Genomic DNA, 18,343 nt, shown 5'->3' with positions numbered 1-18,343 from the left:
ATGCGTCAGTTTTATGACAGATTTATGAAAAACGCACGGACCTCTCTGCGCGATTGTTACAGCGCGTACATCCGATTTTTCGAGCCGCTTTCCAAACGTCTGATTCCACCGCGACAGCCGCCATCCCTGCTATATATAATCATGGCATTACGATGACAAAGCACCATGGCGACGACACACCCTTTCACATAATAAATAATGACAACGTCATCCACCGCCACGCGGCATGAATATCGAGAGAACACGATGCGCATTATCCACACCGCCGATTGGCATTTAGGGCAATATTTTTATACCAAAAGTCGCGCTGCTGAGCATCAGGCTTTTCTAAACTGGCTTATCGTTCAGGTGGAACAACATCAGGTCGATGCCATTATCGTTGCTGGCGATATTTTTGATAACGGTTCGCCCCCCAGCTATGCGCGGGAAATGTATTATAGCTTCGTGGTCGCGCTACAGCGCACAGGCTGCCAGCTCATCGTTCTCGGCGGTAACCACGATTCTGTCGCGATGCTAAACGAATCCCGCGAGCTGCTGGCCTGCCTGAACACGCGGGTGATTGCCTGCGCCAGCGACGATCCAGCCCAGCAGGTGCTCCTGCTGGAAAACCGTCATGCGGCAACCCGGTGCCCTGCTCTGCGCGATTCCTTTTTTACGTCCACGTGATGTGTTGACCAGCAAAGCCGGGCAATCCGGGGATGAAAAACAGCTGGCGCTACAGGAAGCGATTACCGCGCACTACCAGCAGTGTTACCAACTGGCTTGTCAAAAACGCGACGAACTTGGCCTGCCGCTGCCGATTATTGCAACCGGGCACCTGACGACGATTGGCGCAACCGCCTCAGAATCCGTACGCGACATCTATATTGGTACGCTCGATGCCTTCCCTGCTCAGGCTTTTCCTCCTGCGGATTATATCGCGCTCGGCCATATTCACCGCCCGCAGCGCGTGACCCAAAGCGAGCATATTCGCTACAGCGGTTCGCCCATCCCGTTGAGTTTTGATGAGCTAAACAGTGAGAAATCCGTCTGTCTGGTGAGCTTTGCATCTGATGCATCACCGCAAACACCTCCGCAGATAGACATCCTGCCGATTCCCATGACTCAGCCGATGCAGCTGATTAAAGGCAGCCTGAGCGATATTGAAAAACAGCTGGCCGCCTTCCAGAGCTATCAGGGCGACAAGCCCGTGTGGTTGGATATCGAGCTCAACACGCAGGATTATCTGAGCGACATGCAAAAACGCATTCAGGCGATGACCGAGAACCTGCCCGTGGAGGTGCTGCTGCTGCGCCGCACGCGTGAACAGCGCCTGCAGGCGATAACCCGACAGGACAAGGAAACGCTGAACGAATTGAGCGTACATGACGTTTTTGAACGCCGTCTGGTCACGGAGACAGACATGGAAGACAGCCGCCAGCAGCGTGTTCGCTCGCTGTTTAATCAGGTTATTGATGAACTGGAAAATAGCGAGACGGCCAAATGAAGATTCTCAGCCTGCGCTTAAAGAACCTTAATGCGCTGAAAGGCGAATGGAAGATCGATTTCACGCAGGAGCCGTTTTCCAGCAACGGCTTATTTGCCATTACCGGCCCGACCGGCGCGGGAAAAACCACGCTGCTGGATGCGATCTGTCTGGCGCTGTATCACGAAACGCCACGGCTTGGCCTACTTTCCGCCAGCCAGAATGATCTGATGACGCGTAATACCGCAGAGTGCCTTGCCGAGGTCGAGTTCGAGGTTAAAGGCGTCGGATATCGCGCCTTCTGGAGCCAGCGTCGGGCAAGAAATACCCCGGACGGCAACTTACAGTCTCCCAAGGCCGAACTCGCGCTCATTGAAGACGGCAAAATTCTGTGTGAAAAGCTCAATGATAAGAAAGAGATGATCACGCAGCTCACCGGACTGGATTTCGGCCGCTTCACGCGTTCCATGATGCTGTCGCAGGGGCAGTTTGCCGCCTTCCTCAACGCCAAAGCAGACGACCGAGCAGAACTGCTGGAGGAGCTGACTGGCACGGACATTTACGGTCTGATTTCCGAACGCGTCTATGACAAGCACAAACAGGCAAACGTCGCGCTGAACACGCTACAGGCGCGCGCATCAGGCATTCAATCTTTTAACCGATGAGCAACGCCAGCAGGTGGAAGAACAGCTTGCCGAGTTGCTCCAGCAAGAGCAACGGGGCAACGTTGAACGTGAGCAAGCGCTGACTACGCTGCGCTGGTTTGAGCAACTGACGCAGCAGCACGCGCAGAAAACCAATACGCAGGCGCAGCATGAAAGTGCCGAATCCGCCATTCAGCAGGCTAAGCCGCAGCTCGACAGGTTAACTCACAGCGAACCGGCAGAAAAACTGAGGCCGCTACATCAGGAACGAGAGCGCTATCGACAGGAATCTCTCACGCTGGCACAGCGTATTGAACAGTTGACCGGGAAGCAGGCCGCCGAGCAGGTGACGTTAACCGCGCTACGCCAGCAGGAAGAAAAAGCAGAGCTGGATGTTAGTGAGCACAAACGGGTACGGCAGCAGCAAGAGCAGGTGATCAACGAACAGGTTGTGCCACTTGACCATCGCATTGCCACGCTGGTGCAGCAAAAAACGCAGCAGCAAGACGAACTGGCAAAAACGCAGGCTCGTCTGCACGCTGATGAAAGCAAACAAACCCAGACGGCGGCGGAACAGCAGCAGGCTACACTGCAGCTTGAACAGATCCAGTCTTACCGCCAGCAACACGCGCATCATCAGCAGTGGGGAGAACAACTTCCTCTGTGGCGCACCCAGTTCCGGCAATTGCGCCAGCTTCAGGACGAGCAAGAGAAGCTGAAGCAAAAACAGACGCAGCACACCGCACAGTCGGCAGTGCTACAGCAAGAGACGGTGACGCTGGCGGCAGAGCAGCGTGAACAACAAGCGGTCGTTGATGCCGCCCGTCAGCAGTTCATGCAACACGATGAGACACAGCAAAAACAGGAAGCGCACCAGTCGCTTTCCACCCTGCAACAGCAGTTTAATCAACGCATTGACCAGCGCGCTGAACGCCAACGGCTCGCGACAATCAGCGACCAGTTCCAGCGTCTGCATGTCCGCAAGCAGCAGTACCTCGCCAAACAGGATGAGGTACAAGGGCATATCAGCCAGTTAGAAATTCTGAAGAAACAGCAGCAATCTGAGTATGAGCAGCGAAGCCAGCATCTGGTCGATCTGGAAACGCTGCTCCGTCAGGAAGAGCGTATCGTTAAGCTGGAAGCCGAACGCCAGCGGCTACAGGCTGGAGACGCATGCCCGCTATGTGGTTCAACCGAGCATCCCGCTATCGAACGCTATCAGGCGCTGCAACCGTCTGAAACCCAAAGCCGCCTGACTGCGCTACAGCAGGACGTGAACCAGTTAACGACAGCGCTGGCGAATACGACTGCACAGTTGGCCTCGCTAGAGCAACAGCGCGAACAGCTGCAACAGGAAATCGCTCAGCTCGAGAGCGAACATCACGCCCTACTGCAACAGTGGCAAGATGTCAGTGAGCGCTTACAAGTTAACTACACGCTGGAACAACCGGATGAGATCGCAGCCTGGCTGGCGCAAAATGAAGCCGAAGAACAGGCTATTCGACAGCATATTACCGCACGCGAGCAATTGCAAAAACAGTGGCAGGAAAGTAAGGATTTACTGACTGCCACAGAGGCATTGCAGCGGGAACTCGACCAGAAAATCGCGCTGAATACCCAGCAGCAAGCCTCGCTAAGCGTTACGCAGCAAGAAATCGAGCAGTCGCTGCAAAACATGCACCAGCAGATCACGCTGCACACTCAGGAAATCACGCAGACGCTGTCAACCCTAAGCCTTGTTCTACCTGAGGCCGACGCACAGAATGACTGGCTGGCTCAGCGCGAGAACGAGTGGCAAGACTGGAAAGCCAAAGAGCAGGAGCAATCTCGCTTAGTTCCTCTGTTAGCCACGCTGGAAAGCGATCTTCAGCATTTGAATCGCAGCGTGGCCGAGGCAAAACAGCAGCTCCAAACGCAGCAACAGCATCTGGAACAGTACCTCGCGTTGCTCAACGCGAGCCAACAGGAACGACAGGCACTGTTTGGGGATAAGCAGATCGCCGCCGTGCGCGAACAGCTACAGCAAACCAGCCAGCAGTACGACGATGCGCTCAGGCTAGCCCTGTCAGCTCGTCAGCACACCGAAACGACGCTGAGCCGTCTGACGGGAGAGCTGGCTAGCACGCAACAGCAGTATGAACAAAGCACGCGCCAACATGAGAGTGCGACCAAGCACTTTAGTCAGGCTTTGCAACAAAGCACTTTCGCCGATGAAGCCACGTTCCTCAATGCGCTGCTTGATGAACAGGAGCGCCAGACGTTGCAGGCATGGAAGGAAGAACTGTATCAGCGTTTGCAGCAGGCAGCGGCCCTTCACCAGCAGGCCGAACGTGAGCTGCTCGCCCATCAACAAAAGCGCCCCGCTTCCCTAACGGAAGATGCCACGCAGGAAGCGGTACAGCAGCAGTTGGCAGCGCTGGATGAAACGCTGAAAGCGAACCTGCGGCAGCAGGGTGAATTCCAACGTCAGTTGGCTGACGATAAACAACAGCGCCAGAACCAGCAGGATTTACTCAATGAGATAGCCCAAAGTCAGCAAATGTATGACGACTGGAGCTGTCTTAATACGCTCATCGGCTCACAAAGCGGGCATAAATTCCGTAAGTTTGCTCAGGGGCTAACGTTGGATCATCTGGTTTATCTCGCCAATCTCCAGCTTTCCCGCCTGCACGGGCGCTATATGCTGAAACGGAAACCCGGTGACGATCTGGAGCTGCTGGTGATGGATACCTGGCAAGCGGACGCCGAGCGTGATACGCGTACGCTGTCCGGCGGCGAGAGCTTCTTAGTAAGTTTGTCGCTGGCGCTGGCGCTATCCGATCTGGTCAGCCACAAAGCCAGCATCGACTCACTGTTTCTGGATGAAGGCTTCGGCACGCTGGATGCCGAGACGCTGGATATCGCGCTGGATGCCCTCGATAACCTGAACGCCTCCGGTAAAACCATCGGCGTCATTAGCCATGTCGAAGCCATGAAAGAGCGTATTCCGGTACAGATCAAAGTGCAGAAGGTTAACGGGCTGGGCGTCAGCCGGCTGGCACCGCAGTACGCCGTTTAGCCATCATTCGATCTGCAATTACTTCGTCTTCGGCCAAAGCCAGGCGGCTCCGCGTACCCCGCTGGAGTCGCCGTGTATGGCCTGAAGCACGGGCGTTTCGCACTCGCCGCCGAAGATCCACGGTTTAATCTTTTCTGGCACGGTCTGATAAAGACGAGCAACGTTGCTCATTCCGCCCCCCAGCACCACGACATCAGGGTCGAGCAGGTTAATCACATGCGCCAGCGATTTTGCCAGACGGTGTTCATAGCGCTGTAACGCCAGTTCTGCCATGGGATCGCCCTGCTCCGCTAAGGCAATAACGGCCTCGCCCTTGTGCGGTTGGCCGCTCAGGCGCTGGTAATCCACGGCAAATCCGGTGCCGGAGATAAACGTTTCAATACAGCCAGACTTACCGCAGTAGCAGGGAACCGTCTGCCGATAGCGCAGCTCATCGTCATCCATCCAGGGCAGCGGATTATGTCCCCATTCGCCCGCAATACCGTTGCCGCCGACGTGAGCCTGACCATTCAGCGCAATGCCAGACCCGCAGCCGGTTCCGATGATGACCGCGAAGACGGTCTGCTTCCCTGCCCCGGCACCGTCAACCGCTTCTGAAACCGCGAAACAGTTTGCGTCATTGGCAACCCGCACAGGCCGATTCAGCAGCGTGGCGAGATCAAGATCCAGCGCCTGACCATTGAGCCAGGTGGAGTTGGCATTTTTTACCTTACCAGTAAACGGCGACAGCGTACCGGGGATCCCTACACCGACGCTACCGCGAGAGCCGGTCGCTTTTTCAGCCATCTCCACCAGCGTGGCGATAGTCCGCAGCGTTTCCGGATAATCATTCCTGGGCGTCGGCATACGCTGCCGAAAGCGTTCCTGCCCTTCATCATCCAGCGCAATGACTTCCGTTTTCGTCCCGCCTAGATCGATACCGATTCTCATGATGTCTCCCCGCGTGTTGTAAATAGGCCAGAGTCAATTCACTACCGACCTGAAAACGTTCTGATTTATAGATAGAAACCCTAAATAATTCGAGTCGTGCAGCCAACGCACATGCCGCTTGAAGTATGACGGGTATAACCAGAGAAACCAATCCGCTGCCATTCAAAGCGTGATAGGTATTCCTCTGAATCCCGGTATTTTATTCCACATAACCGTCTCGAATTCGTTATCATGCGCGCAACATTACAAACCCGCGTGCAAACCTGCGCGCCCAGTCAGGGATAACACCATGTTGTGGTTTAAGAACTTAATGATTTACCGCCTAAGCCGGGACAGCGTGCTGTCCAAAGATAACGTTTTGTCTGCGGATGAACTGGAAAAACGGCTCAGCGCTTTCACGTTCACCCCGTGCGGCAGTCAGGATATGATGAAAACGGGTTGGGTCTCGCCGATGGGATCCCATAGCGATGCCTTAACGCACGTCGTTAATGGGCAAATCGTTATCTGCGTCCGCAAAGAAGAAAAAATCCTGCCGTCCCCGGTCATCAAGCAAACCCTTCAGGCCAAGATTGAACGTCTGGAAGCGGAACAGCACCGCAAGCTGAAAAAAACCGAAAAAGACTCGCTGAAAGATGAAGTGCTGCATAGCCTGCTGCCGCGTGCATTCAGCCGTTTCAGTCAGGTTTGGCTGTGGATCGATACGGTTAACGGCCTGATTATGGTCGATGCCGCCAGTGCCAAAAAAGCGGAAGATACGCTAGCGCTGCTGCGTAAAACGCTGGGTTCGCTGCCTGTTGTGCCGCTGACGATGGAAAACCCTATCGAACTGACGCTGACCGAGTGGGTTCGCTCCGGTGAGCCGGCGGCAGGTTTCGCGCTACAGGATGAAGCAGAACTGAAAGCCATTCTGGAAGACGGCGGCGTTATCCGCTGTAAAAAACAGGATTTGGTCTGCGATGAAATCGCCGTACACATTGAAGCGGGCAAACTGGTCACCAAGCTGGCGCTGGACTGGCAGGAACGGGTTCAGTTGGTCTTGTCTGAGGACGGTTCGGTAAAACGCTTGAAGTTCTCCGATACGCTGCGGGAACAAAACGACGATATCGATCGGGAAGATTTTGCTCAGCGATTTGATGCCGATTTTATTTTGATGACCAGCGAGCTGGCGGCATTGATTGCAAATCTGATTGAAGCGTTGGGCGGAGAAGCTCAGCGTTAATGCTGTCGATTGTTAATACTGTTGACTGTTAATACTGTCGATTGTTAATGCAGTCGGTGATTGCCCGCCAATGTTCGGCGGGCAATACCACTTCACTGCCTGACCCCGTTAGACCCGGAATGCCCCGACAACGGCGTTCAGTTCTTCAGCCTGTGTCTGCAACGCACCCGACGCAGCAGCAGATTCCTGCACCAACGCGGCGTTTTGTTGCACCATCGAATCCAACTGCGCGACCGCTTTGTTGATCTCGTTGATGCCACGCATTTGCTCATCAGCCGCATGCGTGATTTCAGACATCACCGAACTCACCGTAGAGACGCCGCCGACAATTTCATTCATCGTGTCGCTGGCCTGACGAACCTGCACGGAGCCAGAGGTCACGCTGGAGACCGTCGATTCAATCAGCTCTTTAATTTCTTTTGCAGCCTGCGCACTGCGCTGCGCCAGACTGCGAACTTCACCGGCAACCACAGCGAAACCGCGGCCCTGTTCGCCCGCTCGCGCCGCTTCTACCGCGGCGTTAAGCGCCAGAATGTTAGTCTGGAATGCAATGCCATCGATCACGCCGATGATATCGCCGATTTTGCCAGACGCGACCACGATCTCTTCCATCGTGACAATCACATCGGACACCACTTTTCCGCCCGTACCAGCATCTTTCGACAGCAGCAGCGCTTTCGCATTAACCTGCTGTGCAGAACCTGCCGACTGTGTGACCGCCGCAGAAATTTCTTCCAGCGAGGCCGCGGTTTGCTGAATGCTCGATGCCGCAGATTCAGTACGCGCAGAGAGATCGTTGTTCCCCGCCGAGATTTCATCCGCCGCAACCTGAAGCGATGCGCTGATATCGCGAATCTGCATCATTACCTGACTGATCTTATCGACAAAGATATTAAACGAGCGGGCAATTTGCGCCACTTCATCATGACCTTCGTCCGGCAAACGCTGCGTCAGATCGTTATTACCGTTGCTGATATCATCCATTGCGTCGCGGATTTGCAGCAGACGCTTGAGCGCTGACGCAATGATGAAACCAATCACCAGCGTACCCAGCAGCGCGATAACAACTAGCGTGACGACAGAGGTAGACAGCAGAGAACGCATGCCCGCTGTCGCTTCAGCTTTGTCCAACGCCACCAGCATGAACCAGTTCGTGCCAGCAATCGGTTTTGCCACCACGAGCTTTGTCACGCCAGAAAAATCCACATCACGGGCGCTATCGGCTGAAAGAATGTCGTTCAGATCAATCCCAGGAGCAATGTCGGTGATATTTTTCAGCGTCAGCTTTTCATCTGGGTGAGCAATGATCAGACCGCTACGCTCGATGAGAACGCCGAAGCTATCTTTGGCTGGGTTAATCGCTTTGACGTTTTCAATCACACTTTTCATCGTGACGTCGCTACCGACGACGCCTCTGACCGTTCCGCCTTCCACCACGGAAGCAACGAAAGAAACCACCAGCGTATTCGTCACCGCATCAACGTAGGGGGCAGTGACCAGCGGTTTACCCTCTTTCACCGCCTGCTGATACCAGGGGCGGATCGTTGGGTTGTAATCGGGAGGGATACCGCCAGAATCGGCAAACTTGGCCGTGCCATTGGCATAACCCATGTACACATTCAGGAGACCGCCAGATGCCGCAATCTGTTTAAACAGCGGAATCGGATCCTCATCGGTTATGACACGGTCATGCAACGCAGAGATCATCAGCGTCTTAGAAGCAACCCAGTCACTAATCGCAATACTATGACTCGTTGCTACCGCATTCAGCGTATTCTGGATCGATTCCTTATTGGCGTTATTGGCGATGGTGTAATTAAGAAAGGTATTGATAACAAGTGAAAGCACAACAATGGTAGAACAGGCCGCAAGAATGCGGGATCGCGTCGTTTTCAGCATAAAATACTCTTTGCGTAGAATAGTTATACTATCCATAACGGCAGAGAAAAATAAAACTTGAATGTGATCACATTCAACAATCGCTATTTATCTTAAAACGCAGAAAAATAGTTACTACGTTCAACCACACTCTTATAAAAAAAAAGACATCAAATGGATCTCCAATCGGTAATTCAACACAAACACCCAAATTAAAGAAAATAAATAAAATAAAAAACTTACTTAATCACATAATATAAAATTATTATCACATGCCGTAATGTGTTGCATTTTAACAATTCAGGGATTATTCCTAATAATCGTGACATTCTTTTACTCTGTTAATTAATAAAAATCATTAAATAAAATAACTCATATATGGAATTAATGATTAGCGCTCCAAAGAATAGATGACATTTTCATGACAGAGTAAAACTCTAAAAATTACTAAAAATATTTTATTTTATGTGGAAATACGCGATTGCCATTTTCAGTATAGAGGTAATAAGACCAGTGGTATTATGGCGTCTACGCAGGCCGATCAGGATCAGAGAAGAATGGAACACGCGCATACTCGATTAATAGAACAGCTTACGCAGCGCTTTGCGGCAACAGACAATACTCCACTCTACCTAAAATTTGCCGAAACGGTAAAAAACGCAGTGCGCAGCGGCACATTGGAACATGGCAATATTCTGCCGGGAGAACGTGACCTGAGCCAGCTGGCTGGCGTATCGCGCATTACCGTGCGTAAAGCGATGCAGACGTTGGAAGAAGAAGGCGTAGTGACCCGCGTGCGCGGCTACGGGACGCAAATCAATAATATTTTCGAATATTCGTTGAAAGAGGCGCGCGGATTTTCCCAGCAGGTCGTGCTGCGGGGCAAAAAGCCCAATACGCTGTGGGTAAACAAACAAATCGTAAAAAGCAGCAAGGAAGTGGCCGAGCAGTTGGCTATTGCGCCAGATACCCCCGTTTTTCTGTTGAAACGTATTCGCTATGTAGATGAGGACGCCGTTTCGATTGAAGAATCGTATGTTCCTGTTGATCTGATCGCTGACGCTGAGGATATCGGCGTCTCGCTTTATGACTATTTTCGCAGCCAAAACATCAATCCGCAGCGTACGCGCAGCCGCGTCAGTGCCCGTATGCCCGATGCCGAGTTTCAGTCACACATTCAGCTTGATAATAAAGTACCGGTTCTGGTCATCAAGCAAATTGCGCTCGACCCACAGAACCGGCCTATTGAGTACAGCATCAGCTATTGCCGCAGCGATCTATACGTTTTCGTCTGCGAGGAGTAACCGCATACGCAGTTCATCCAGCGTAGGCGCACAGTCTCCGCCGCGGTGGCTCACGACATACGCCGCAACGGCGTTCCCCAGCGTGACGGCATCGGCCAGCGACCACCCAGCCGCCAGGCCAGCCAGCGTTCCGCCCGCGTGGCTGTCCCCTGCCCCGATGGTATCCACCACCGTTGTCGGAAACGGCGCGATGATGCCTTCAGAAGCCGCGTCGAAATACCACGCTCCCGCTTTGTCCTGACGAATAATCACTGGGGCACGATATGCCGCCCGCCAGGCTCGTCCCAGCGTTTGTACATCAGCCGACACGCCGAGCATATCCGCCGCCACGTCCGCCTCCTGACGATTAAGGGAAACCACGGGGTGAAGCGCCATAATGCGCGCCATCAGACTTCCCGGTATATCGGCAATACGTGGGCCAAAGTCGATGAATGGCGTGACGTTATGCAAGTTTTCCAGCCAGCTCACCAGACGCTCACCGCACGGTGCCGCCAGTTGATAGCCAGAAAGGTAGACCAAACTCCCCGATGCGACGGATAACGAGGCCAGCCAACTGTCGCTCCACTGGTTCTCGACCCCGCTGAAGGACATAAAAGTCCGTTCGCCGTCCGGTTCAACCAGCGCCAGACACCAGCCGTTGTCTCCCGAGTCGGTTTGTACCACCGTGGTGATATTCTGCTTTTCCAGACTATGACGAATGATATCCGCCCACACGCCCTGCCCGACAGGCAAGGCGTTTTGTGCGGCTATCCCAAGGCGTTTAAGCGCAATGGCAATGTTCAAGGCACAGCCGCCAATATTCACGCTTTGCTGCTTCAGTTCGATATCACACCCGCGATACGGCAGGGCGTAAGCATCGGCAATCACGTCAATCACCGCCGCCCCGATGATGGTTAGCGGCTGACGTGTCGTTAGCCCATCCAGTTTTGCGGCAAGTTCGCTGGCCTTCATCACGCCTCCCGTGCGGAGCGGTATTGCTGGAGCAGGCTGGCATAGCGGCAAAAATCAAGCTGGTTAATGTCATCCAGTTCCTGCTTCAGCGCGGCATCAATGGCCGTGACCCCGTGCAGCGCACCGCATATTGCGGTCGCCATCGCCCCGATAGTGTCGGTATCCCCTCCGAGGTTGGCGCACAGAATCGCACAGCGATTTGGATCGGTCTGCGCCAGTTCCACCATCGCGATGGCGGTAGCAACGGATTCAATGGTGCTCGTTCCCGCCCCAATCAGTTGATAAAGCTGCTCGCTGGCGCTTTCCGTCCCGTTTGCACGGCGCACGATACTCAGCGCCAGCTCCATACGCGCAGCAAGAGAGGCGCTAAACGTCGTGATACGCTTTTCCTGCGCGTGGCGTGCCACAGACGGCAACGCGTCGACAATCTCCTGCCAGCTGGCGCCGTCAATCGCCCGGGAAATCGCCCAGGCAACGACGACCGCGCCTGCAATTGCCAAATCGGATTTATGCGTCGGGCTGGATGCCAGCGCTACCTGATCGATGAATTCATCAAGGTCGTGCGCAGGCAACAGGCAGCCTAGCGGGGACGCCCGCATCGCCGCGCCGTTCGTGACGCCATTATTTTCCAGCTCGCTGACCGGTGTGCCCTGTCGAATCGCCTTCAACGCAATTTTAGAGGTTGGGCCGAGCACATTCTTATTAAATGCATCAAACGACTCCGCCCACTTCAGGATGTGACGGCCAATCGCATCGGCATTGATGTCGCCATCACATTCAATGATGGCGTCGGCCAGACTTAGCGCCATCGAGGTATCATCCGTAAATTCGCCGCGGCCAAAATAGCACGCCGCATTATTTTCCGCCGGACCGGGTAAAAAGCGATCAATCCAGCCGAAATGCGCTTTCACGCGCGTTCGGGGCCACAGTTCCGATGGCATGCCCATCGCATCCCCTAAAGCCTGGCCGTATAAGGCACCGAGAATACGTTCTTGTTTCATTTGCTTTCCTCTGTACTGAAATGCTTGTTTTTTGCACCGTCTACATCAATGGTCGAGATCGTCTTATCCGATTCACGGAAAAACAGGATAAAGATCAGCGCAATAATCGCGATCATCACCGCACCAAACAGCCACATACCGGTCCAGTTAAAGGTCAGGCCGTTCACCGGCTCACCGTGGGCGAAAAGTTTCTCCATCATCACGCCACCCAGACGATATCCCAACAGGCTGCCGAAACCCTGACAGCAGAGCGTAATCAGCCCCTGCGCGGCCGTGCGCATATGCACTGGCGCTTTTTTATCAACGTAGATATAGGCGGTCACATAGTAAAAATCGTAACTCACGCCGTGCAGCAGAATGCCGAGGAATAGCAGTGCGTATGTGAAGTAGTGGTAAGCATCGCCGTAGACGAAGAAGACATAGCGGATAGCCGCCGTCACCAGCCCCAGTAATAATACCTTTTTAATACCAAAACGCTTGGTGAAAAACGGCAGCGCCAGCATAAAGAAGATTTCAGAGAACTGGCCAAGCGTCATCCAGCCAGTGGCATTTTTCATGCCGACTTCGGTGAGGAAGCCCGTGGCAAAGATGTAATAAAACGCCAGCGGCATCGCGAACAAGAAGGAGCAGACAAAAAACACCAGAAAATTTCTGTCTTTCAGCAGCACAATAGCGTCCAGCCCCAGCATGACTTTAACATCCATCTTGCCGGTGCTTTTTGGTGGCGTATTGGGCAGGAAAAATGCAAAGAAGCCGAGCAACGCGGAGCTGGCAGCGGTAATCAGCAGCGGAACATTGGTGGGCGAAATATCGCTAAATCCAAGCCATGTCGGCAGAAAACCGCAGACGATGCCAGAGGCGATCCAGCCAATCGTTCCCAATACCCGGATGCGAGGAAAATCCCGTTCTACATCGGCCACATGCGAGAAGGCGATGCTGTTAGTCAGTGCGATCGTCGGCATGTAGGTCAACGAATAGGCCAACAGCAGCGGGAAGAAATACATAAATTCCGTTTGCTGGGCCGCCAGATACATCAGTATCGCCCCGGCGAACATCAGGACTGCCAGCACCTTCTGTGCGGCAAAGAAGCGGTCGGTGAGCGATCCCACCAGAATCGGCGACAGAATCGCGGCAATCGCAGTACAGGCATACGACCAGCCAATTTCACCCGCCGTAAATCCGCTTTTGCTCAGATAAAGCCAGAGTGGAACGAACCAGGCTCCCCAGATAAACCATTCAACGAACATCATGAACGACAGCTTTGCTGTAGTTTTCATATTTACATCCTTCATGACTGAGTAAGGTACACCTTTAAAATACCAATTAATAATACCTTTTAAATACCTTTGCGTTCATTACTTGAGCTACTTAACATTTTTGCAGCATTATTTATTACCATCAGGGGAAGAATGGCAGAGAAAGGCACTAACCGTGTTGGGGAACAAGGGGGATGAGGCAGGATTGCATAAGAAAACGCCGCGTTATGTCGTACACAACGCGGCGAGAATGATCTACTCTACAGAGAGAGAATAGCTATTACAGGTACTTACACTACAGGTACTTACACAGATAAGAGGTCGGTTCGACCACCTGTAAGTTGAACTCACTTTTTCCCGGAACGAAAAACGTTTCTCCCGGTGTGAAAACCTGCCAATCCGGTGCGCCTGGCAGCAGTACTTTCAATGCTCCGGTGATCACCGTCATTTCTTCCGGCTGTCCGGTTCCAAAGGTGTATTCACCCGCATCCATGACGCCGACACTGGCGCGGCCAATGCTATCGCCTTCAAAACCGATTGATTTGACCTTCCCTGCAAAATACTCATTTACATTCAGCATAGCGCGGCACCTATCATCGAAAAAATTCAGGAAATTCATCTTAAAAGGAGAGTCGAGCCACTGTCACGATCTATTCATTGAAAGTTGGTGTTCGGTAACACTGACTGGTGATTATTTTGCCAGTGTCCGGCCCACCTTCCTATGCTGCCGACGGACGTAGTGCCTTCAACACGCTTGCCACAATCGCTTCTGGCGTTTGTGATGCATCGATGACGTGGTGTGCGACACCGCGATACAGCGCCTCGCGCGCGGCCAGTACATCAGCCATTTCCTCGGCGATAGGGCGACCCGTCAGCGTCGGACGCTGGTTATCCTGCGGGTTTTCCTCCAGCCGCTGGGCCAGCAGTTCGGCATCCGCATGGAGGTAAATGACGGTGCCTTTGTCATGCATAAAGCGCCGATTGGCTTCCGTCAGCACCATACCGCCGCCTGTCGCGACGATGCAGCGGTTGGACGTCACCTGCTGAAGCGCCAGACTTTCGCGCTGGCGGAACCCATGCCATCCTTCCTGTGCAACCACATCAGCTACCGTCATATTGGTGGTCTGCTGCATAAACAGGTCGGTATCGACAAAGTCATACCCTAACGCCTGTGCCAGTTGATGCCCAACGGTGGTCTTCCCACAGCCTCTGGCACCAACCATAAAAATGGGGTGTGTCATGTAATGACGTATCCTTCTTCTTTAATTCACCCGCTCCGCCATACTTCAAGCTGGACGCGCGTAGGCAGTCCCGCCACTCAAATTATTTCGGGTATCAAAGATAAATAGGGGTGATTACCTGCTTTGTCGTGGGCTGAATCATACCGATAAAATCAACAGAGAGGGAAGTGACTTCTCAGTGGAAACGAAAAGTTGAATAACTAAAAGTAAAAATTGAATGACAGGAAATATACCCTAAATAATTCGAGTTGCAGGACAAAACGTTAACGTTTTGAACAACGCAAAGCGTTGGCCCGCTAGGGCGAGGCTCACTTACGAGCCTCGTAACGCGGCGAGCGAGGGCATCCCGATGAGCTTACTCAAGTAAGTGATTCGGGTGACTGAACGACGCCAACGCACATGCAGCTTGAAGTATGACGGGTATAAAAAGCCCCGCGTTTAAAGGCGGGGCTACCACACTACAAACCGATCAGACGATTAATACGCGTGGAAATAATCCTGAATCACCGCTGGGTTCGTCGTTTTCGTCAGCGCCAGCATCAGCAGAATGCGTGATTTAGCTGGGCTCAGAGAATCGGCAACCAGACCCGGTTGACCCGCATCCGGTGGCACGATGCCGCTGCCGGTACGGCTGGAGCGTACAACAACAACGCCCGCGCTTTCCGCTTTACGGATGCCCGCATCGCCGCGCTTGGATACAGTGCCTGCGCCCATACCCGCATAGACAATACCTTTCGCGCCGTTCTTGATAGACGCGTGGTACATGTATTCAGGGTCATCCTGATAGCCATAAATGATATCAACGGCTGGCAGTTTATCTACGTTGGTCACGTCAAATACGGAACGCGTGGTGTGAACTTTATCCAGACGCGTCTGGTAATAAACTTTGTCACCGATAATCACGCCCAAATAACCTTCTTCTGGCGCTTTAAAGGTATCCAGCGTAGAAGCGTTGGTTTTGCTGATGAAACGAGCAGAACCAATACGGTCGTTCAGCACAACGAGAACGCCACGACCGCGAGAGTTTTTATCCGCTGCCACTTTTACTGCGCCGTACAGGTTCATCGGGCCGTCAGCGCTGATTGCCGTTGCCGGACGCATCGCGGCGGCAAAGACCACCGGTTTGTCACTCTTCACCGTCAGGTTCAGGAAGTAAGGCGATTCGTCGAGTGTATCCGTACCGTGCGTAATCACCACGCCATCAACATCGCTGCGTGCCAGCAGCTCGTTCACGCGCTTGCTCAGCTTCAGCAGCACGTCGCTGGTCATATTTTCACTGCCGATGCTGGCAACCTGCTCGCCTGAGATATTGGCAAGCGTTTTCAGCTCTGGCACCGCTTGAATCAGCGTCTCTACGCCCAGCGCACCCGCTTTATACCCCGTGGTTTGCGTATTGGCCGCAGCGGAACCAGCAATCGTACCGCCCGTTGCCAGAATAACAATGTTAGGTAGATTTTCTGCAGCATTTGCCAGAGACGAAAAACAAACAAAAACAACAACGAATAATGCGTTAAATATCCTTTTCATAACCTATACCAACTTATTGAGTTAAGTGGCAGACCAGATACGTCAGGTGCCTGATCTGTAAGCAAAAAAAATCCACTCTGTTGGCAGCCTGCCAACATTGGCGCTTATTCTGCCCCAGAATTCAACGAATTAATATATGCCTGTCAGACTTCATGTTAACGGTGTGTGATCCCTCACAGCGCGGCATTCCGCCGCGCTGATTTGCACTATCGACTAATCTGCGCCACGGCATCCTGCGAGGCCTGTTCACGCGCTTCGCCCGTCAGTTCTGACAGCGTTCCCTGATGCATTTCAAGCAGGCGATCGGCATGCTCAAAGTAGTGATCGTCATGGCTGATCGCCACAATCGTTTTCCCCAATGCGCGCAGCTGCGGTAACAGCTCAAGATAGAACACGCGGCGGAATTGCGGATCCTGATCGGCCGCCCACTCATCCAGCAGCAGGATATCCCGCTGTTCGGCGACGGCCAGCAGCAGCGCCACACGCTTACGCTGCCCCTGAGAAAGCTGTAAGTTCATTACCTGGTGGTTCTCCAACGTCAGCTTATGCCGCATGTTCAGGCGATCCAGCCAGCTATCGACCAGCGCCGTATCCGGCTCCGTTCCATGCGGGCCCATCATCTGTCCGAACAGGTGGAAATCAGTAAAGATGGCAGAAAATAGCTTTTGGTAATCCTCGCGCGTTTCCGCCGTAACGGGGCAGTTATCCAGCAGCAGCGAACCGGAAACCGGGGTATAAAGCCCTGTCAGCAGCATCGCCAGCGTCGATTTTCCACTTCCGTTCCCACCAATCAGAAACACCAGTTCGCCACGCTTTATCACCAGATTGATCGGTCCGACTTCAAAGCCAGAATCGTTATAGCGAAACACCACGTCACGCAGTTCCAGCGTGTGCCAGTCGGCAGGGGCAACCGCAGCGGAGAACGGTTCCTGATAATCCGCCAAATCGAAAAGCTTCAGCTTATTAAACGCGACTTGCGCGCTCAGCAGCGTCGGCAGTGCGCCAACGGCCTGAAGCATTGGCGTGCGTAAAAACAGCAGCGTCAGTGAATACGTCGCCGCCACGTTGGTATCCGCCCAGCCGAGGTTATTTGCCATGAAAAAGACCGCGCCAATCACGCCCAACATCATAATGTTCGACCAGTTCACCGCGCTGAGGTGGAAGGTGTCGGCGCGAATCACGTTCTGTCGGTAGTCCTGCGCATTGGCCTGATAAACCTCTTCATACAGCTTCTGCGCCCGCTCACGGTTGAGCGTCAGCTCTTTACGCCCGTTAATTACGGTTTCATAGTCTTTCTGGAGGCGATCTTCCGCTTCCCGCACCTGAGTAAGGTGGCGATACACGCGGGAAACCAGCATAAAGCCGCCCCAGAGCGTTATCGCAATCCACACGGAGGTCACGATCAGCATTTTCGGAGAGAGCCAGGCCAGATAAGCGGCCGAGCCGATGGTAAGCACAATGCCCTGAATCAGCTCAGGCAAACGCACAAACGCAATCGTGATATTGCGGATATCGCTGGACAGGCTGGCAAGCAGCTGCGCACTGCCGATCTGTTCGATACGGGCAATGTTAGTGTCCAGAATACGCTTGATAAATTGCCCACGCAGGCGGTAAACGAAATGGTGCCCCAGCGTGGTCAGCGCCAGTTGCGACACCAGCGTGACGCCCATCAATAGCAGCAGCAAGCCCAGAAATTGCGGCAATACGCTCAACGACTGATTGACCGTTTCAATCAATTGCAGGTTGATAAAGGCAATAAGCCCAATGCCCAGCGCGGCACTCAACAAACTTAGCAGGATAACGGCAAGAAAGGGCCAACGGTACTGCTGGTAAACAATGCGGAGCAACTCCATAACAACCTGGTCTCTC

Annotated in this window: 11 protein-coding genes and 2 pseudogenes; 4 read left to right on the top strand and 9 right to left on the bottom strand. The window is 53.4% G+C overall.

The window, feature by feature from the left end; all coding sequences use genetic code 11:
- Window positions 1-246 precede the first annotated feature (246 nt).
- Both sbcD and HP572_RS02770 read left to right on the top strand, forming a co-directional pair.
- Window positions 247-1,486 (top strand): annotated as a pseudogene (sbcD, locus tag HP572_RS02775) (exonuclease subunit SbcD).
- Window positions 1,483-5,167: pseudogene (locus HP572_RS02770) on the top strand (SbcC/MukB-like Walker B domain-containing protein). The pseudogenes sbcD and HP572_RS02770 overlap by 4 nt, the downstream one beginning before the upstream one ends.
- Before the next feature lie 18 nt (window positions 5,168-5,185).
- On the opposite strand, the gene mak reads toward HP572_RS02770, so the two are convergent.
- On the bottom strand, window positions 5,186-6,097 hold the full coding sequence (gene mak, locus HP572_RS02765; protein WP_240584732.1) for a fructokinase: 912 nt from the start codon (window positions 6,095-6,097) through the stop codon (window positions 5,186-5,188).
- Between the two features lie 289 nt (window positions 6,098-6,386).
- On the opposite strand from mak, the gene rdgC reads away from it, so the two are divergent.
- Complete coding sequence (gene rdgC / locus HP572_RS02760; RefSeq protein ID WP_205552842.1) at window positions 6,387-7,316, top strand: recombination-associated protein RdgC; 930 nt, start codon at window positions 6,387-6,389, stop codon at window positions 7,314-7,316.
- A 108-nt stretch (window positions 7,317-7,424) separates the two neighbouring features.
- Here the strand turns inward: rdgC and HP572_RS02755 are convergent, their stop codons facing one another.
- Complete coding sequence (locus tag HP572_RS02755) at window positions 7,425-9,215, bottom strand: methyl-accepting chemotaxis protein (RefSeq protein WP_240584731.1); 1,791 nt, start codon at window positions 9,213-9,215, stop codon at window positions 7,425-7,427.
- Between the two features lie 536 nt (window positions 9,216-9,751).
- On the opposite strand from HP572_RS02755, the gene HP572_RS02750 reads away from it, so the two are divergent.
- On the top strand, window positions 9,752-10,498 hold the full coding sequence (locus tag HP572_RS02750) for a GntR family transcriptional regulator (RefSeq protein WP_205552846.1): 747 nt from the start codon (window positions 9,752-9,754) through the stop codon (window positions 10,496-10,498).
- On the opposite strand, the gene HP572_RS02745 is transcribed toward HP572_RS02750, so the two are convergent.
- From HP572_RS02745 to HP572_RS02715, 7 genes are all read right to left on the bottom strand, one after another.
- Window positions 10,472-11,449 carry a PfkB family carbohydrate kinase gene (locus HP572_RS02745; protein ID WP_240584730.1) on the bottom strand — a complete coding sequence of 326 codons (978 nt, stop codon included), beginning with the start codon at window positions 11,447-11,449 and terminating at the stop codon, window positions 10,472-10,474. The two genes, HP572_RS02750 and HP572_RS02745, sit on opposite strands and share 27 nt — an antisense overlap.
- Window positions 11,449-12,450 (bottom strand): ADP-ribosylglycohydrolase family protein, encoded by a 1,002-nt coding sequence (locus HP572_RS02740; RefSeq protein WP_240584729.1) that lies wholly within the window; start codon window positions 12,448-12,450, stop codon window positions 11,449-11,451. Before HP572_RS02740 ends, HP572_RS02745 begins: the two co-directional genes overlap by 1 nt.
- Window positions 12,447-13,727 (bottom strand): nucleoside permease, encoded by a 1,281-nt coding sequence (locus HP572_RS02735; RefSeq protein WP_240584728.1) that lies wholly within the window; start codon window positions 13,725-13,727, stop codon window positions 12,447-12,449. The genes HP572_RS02740 and HP572_RS02735 overlap by 4 nt, the downstream gene beginning before the upstream one ends.
- Before the next feature lie 274 nt (window positions 13,728-14,001).
- The gene (ppnP, locus tag HP572_RS02730) at window positions 14,002-14,286 is read right to left on the bottom strand and encodes a pyrimidine/purine nucleoside phosphorylase (RefSeq protein ID WP_005975968.1); all 285 of its coding nucleotides are present in this window, start codon (window positions 14,284-14,286) and stop codon (window positions 14,002-14,004) included.
- A gap of 139 nt (window positions 14,287-14,425) precedes the next feature.
- Window positions 14,426-14,947, bottom strand: a complete 522-nt coding sequence (gene aroL, locus HP572_RS02725; RefSeq protein ID WP_240584727.1) for a shikimate kinase AroL — start codon at window positions 14,945-14,947, stop codon at window positions 14,426-14,428.
- Window positions 14,948-15,424: 477 nt separating this feature from the next.
- A complete protein-coding gene (locus HP572_RS02720; protein ID WP_205552855.1) occupies window positions 15,425-16,474 on the bottom strand; it encodes a type II asparaginase in 1,050 nt (349 codons plus the stop codon).
- A 206-nt stretch (window positions 16,475-16,680) separates the two neighbouring features.
- On the bottom strand, window positions 16,681-18,327 hold the full coding sequence (locus HP572_RS02715; RefSeq protein ID WP_240584726.1) for a multidrug ABC transporter permease/ATP-binding protein: 1,647 nt from the start codon (window positions 18,325-18,327) through the stop codon (window positions 16,681-16,683).
- Between the last annotated feature and the right edge of the window lie 16 nt (window positions 18,328-18,343).

This window comes from Pectobacterium sp. PL64, assembly GCF_022477975.1.
Taxonomy (GTDB): domain Bacteria; phylum Pseudomonadota; class Gammaproteobacteria; order Enterobacterales; family Enterobacteriaceae; genus Pectobacterium; species Pectobacterium jejuense.
This window is presented reverse-complemented; position numbering and strand designations above follow the sequence as displayed.

What these genes read in the sequence shown, in the direction of transcription:
- mak (WP_240584732.1), bottom strand. Translation starts at nt 6,097, where the DNA reads ATGAGAATCGGTATCGATCTAGGCGGGACGAAAACGGAAGTCATTGCG.
- rdgC (WP_205552842.1), top strand. Translation starts at nt 6,387, where the DNA reads ATGTTGTGGTTTAAGAACTTAATGATTTACCGCCTAAGCCGGGACAGC.
- HP572_RS02755 (WP_240584731.1), bottom strand. Translation starts at nt 9,215, where the DNA reads ATGCTGAAAACGACGCGATCCCGCATTCTTGCGGCCTGTTCTACCATT.
- HP572_RS02750 (WP_205552846.1), top strand. Translation starts at nt 9,752, where the DNA reads ATGGAACACGCGCATACTCGATTAATAGAACAGCTTACGCAGCGCTTT.
- HP572_RS02745 (WP_240584730.1), bottom strand. Translation starts at nt 11,449, where the DNA reads ATGAAGGCCAGCGAACTTGCCGCAAAACTGGATGGGCTAACGACACGT.
- HP572_RS02740 (WP_240584729.1), bottom strand. Translation starts at nt 12,450, where the DNA reads ATGAAACAAGAACGTATTCTCGGTGCCTTATACGGCCAGGCTTTAGGG.
- HP572_RS02735 (WP_240584728.1), bottom strand. Translation starts at nt 13,727, where the DNA reads ATGAAAACTACAGCAAAGCTGTCGTTCATGATGTTCGTTGAATGGTTT.
- ppnP (WP_005975968.1), bottom strand. Translation starts at nt 14,286, where the DNA reads ATGCTGAATGTAAATGAGTATTTTGCAGGGAAGGTCAAATCAATCGGT.
- aroL (WP_240584727.1), bottom strand. Translation starts at nt 14,947, where the DNA reads ATGACACACCCCATTTTTATGGTTGGTGCCAGAGGCTGTGGGAAGACC.
- HP572_RS02720 (WP_205552855.1), bottom strand. Translation starts at nt 16,474, where the DNA reads ATGAAAAGGATATTTAACGCATTATTCGTTGTTGTTTTTGTTTGTTTT.
- HP572_RS02715 (WP_240584726.1), bottom strand. Translation starts at nt 18,327, where the DNA reads ATGGAGTTGCTCCGCATTGTTTACCAGCAGTACCGTTGGCCCTTTCTT.